The following is a 2364-nucleotide window of genomic DNA, read 5'->3' on the forward strand; positions in this document are numbered from 1 at the left end:
CCCCGGGCCTCTTCGTGCCGGTCGAGGGCTCCCTCCCGTCCACTCCGCACCTCGCCCCGACGCCGGTCGCGGTCATGACGGTGGCGCAGCCCGAACCCGTACAGGCACCCGAGCCCCTGCCGGCACCTGAGCCCGCGCCGGAACCGGCCGCTGTGGAGCAGCCTGCTGTGCCGACGGCCGAAGAGCCCGTGGCGGAGCCCGCTCCCGCTCCCGTACCGGCCGAAGCGCCCGCCCCTGAGCCCGAACCGGCACCGGCGCCCGAGCCCGCGGCGGCCGTCCCCGCGCCGCGCGACGGCGGTCCCGCGGTCCAGATCCCCGTCGCCGATGAGCCGGAGAGCGCACCCGTCGCGGTTGCCGAGCCCGAGCCCGTGCCGGTGACCGTCGTCCCCGAGGCAGAGGCAGAGGCCGCGGTCGAGGTCCCGGAGCTTGTCGAGCCCGCAGAGCCCACCGAGCCCGCTGCCGCCGCCCCCGTGGATCCCGCGGAGCGCGAGTCCGCTGCCGCCCCCGGGTACGACGACGCCGAGCGCGAAGCCGTCCTGCGCGTGATGCGCGAGCGTCGTGACATCCGCAACGGTTTCCGCAGCGACCCCATCCCGCACGAGGTGCTGCTGCGCGTCCTCGAAGCGGCCCACACCGCTCCGAGCGTCGGCCACTCCCAGCCCTGGGACTTCGTCGTCATCCGCTCGGCCGAGACCCGGCGCACCATCCACGAACTGGCCCAGCGCCAGCGCGAGGCCTACGCCAAGTCGCTTCCCAAGGGCCGCGCGAAGCAGTTCAAGGAACTGAAGATCGAGGCCATCCTCGACACCCCGGTGAACATCGTCGTCACCGCCGACCCCACCCGCGGCGGCCGACACACCCTCGGCCGGCACACCCAGCCGCAGATGGCCCCGTACTCCTCGGCGCTCGCCGTCGAGAACCTCTGGCTCGCCGCCCGTGCCGAAGGGCTCGGCGTCGGCTGGGTCAGCTTCTTCGACGAGCGCGAGATGGTCCGCTCGCTCGGCCTGCCCGAGCACCTCGAAGTCGTGGCCTACCTGTGTGTCGGGTACGTCGACGAGTTCCCCGAGGAGCCGGAACTGATGCAGGCGGGCTGGTCCAAGCGCCGCCCCCTGTCCTGGGTCGTCCACGAGGAGACGTACGGACGCCGTGCACTCCCCGGCGAGGAGCCGCACGACCTCGTCCAGGAGACGATCTCCAGCATCCGCCCGCTGGACGCCAAGGCGCTCGGCGAGGCGTGGGAGCGCCAGAAGCGGATGACCAAGCCGGCCGGCGCGCTCGGCATGCTGGAGATCATCTCCGCGCAGCTCTCCGGTCTCTCCCGGATGTGCCCGCCGCCGATCCCCGAGCCCGCGGCCGTCGCGATCTTCGCGGGCGACCACGGGGTGCACGCCCAGGGCGTCACTGCCTGGCCCCAGGAAGTGACCCAGCAGATGGTCGCCAACTTCCTCGGCGGGGGAGCGGTCTGCAACGCCTTCGCCAACCAGGTCGGCGCCGAGGTCTGCGTCATCGACGTGGGCGTCGCGGGCGAACTCCCGGCCACCCCCGGCCTGCTGCCGCGCAAGGTACGTGCGGGCACCGCCGACTTCACCACCGGTCCCGCCCTGACCCGCGAAGAGGTCCTCTCCGCGATCGAGGTCGGCATCGAGACGGCACGCGACCTGGTGGCAGCGGGCAACAAGGGGCTGATCACCGGCGAGATGGGCATCGCCAACACCACGGTGTCGGCGGCCCTGATCTGCGTCTACACCGGACAGGACCCGACCGAGGTCACCGGCCGCGGTACCGGTATCAACGACGAGATGCACGCCCGCAAGATCGATGTGGTCCGTCGAGGCCTGGAGCTCCACCAGCCGGACCCGGCGGACCCGGTCGGTGTCCTCGCGGCGGTCGGCGGCCTGGAGCACGCGGCCCTGGTCGGCTTCATCCTCGGCGGCGCGTCCCTGCGTACGCCGGTGATCCTCGACGGTGTGAGCGCGGGAGCGGCGGCCCTGGTCGCCCGCGCGATCGCCCCCGAGTCCCTGGCGGCGTGCATCGCGGGCCACCGCAGCGCGGAGCCCGGCCATGTCGCGGCCCTCAACAAGCTGGGCCTGCGCCCCCTGGTCGACCTGGACCTCCGCCTCGGCGAGGGCACGGGCGCACTGCTCGCGCTCCCGGTGGTGCAGAGCGCGGCACGGGCGATGCACGAGGTGGCGACGTTCGACTCGGCGGGCGTAACGGAGAAGTAGCGCGACTTTGTCCTCAACCGCCGGAAATCAAGCCCGTCGAGGGGGTCCCCCCTGCTCGAGCGAAGCCGAGAGCTTGGGGGAGATTGAGGACATCTTTCAGGGGGTCCGGGGCAGCGCCCCGGCTTCGGGAAGGGGCGGG

1 protein-coding gene is annotated in these 2364 nt (G+C 73.1%); it reads left to right on the forward strand.

Going from position 1 to position 2364, the window contains the following annotated elements; all coding sequences use genetic code 11:
• A partial coding sequence (gene cobT / locus J0695_RS38090; RefSeq protein WP_206969417.1) for a nicotinate-nucleotide--dimethylbenzimidazole phosphoribosyltransferase occupies positions 1-2225 on the forward strand: 2225 nt, incomplete at its 5' end.
• Between the last annotated feature and the right edge of the window lie 139 nt (positions 2226-2364).

Source organism: Streptomyces beijiangensis, assembly GCF_017315755.1.
GTDB lineage: Bacteria > Actinomycetota > Actinomycetes > Streptomycetales > Streptomycetaceae > Streptomyces > Streptomyces beijiangensis.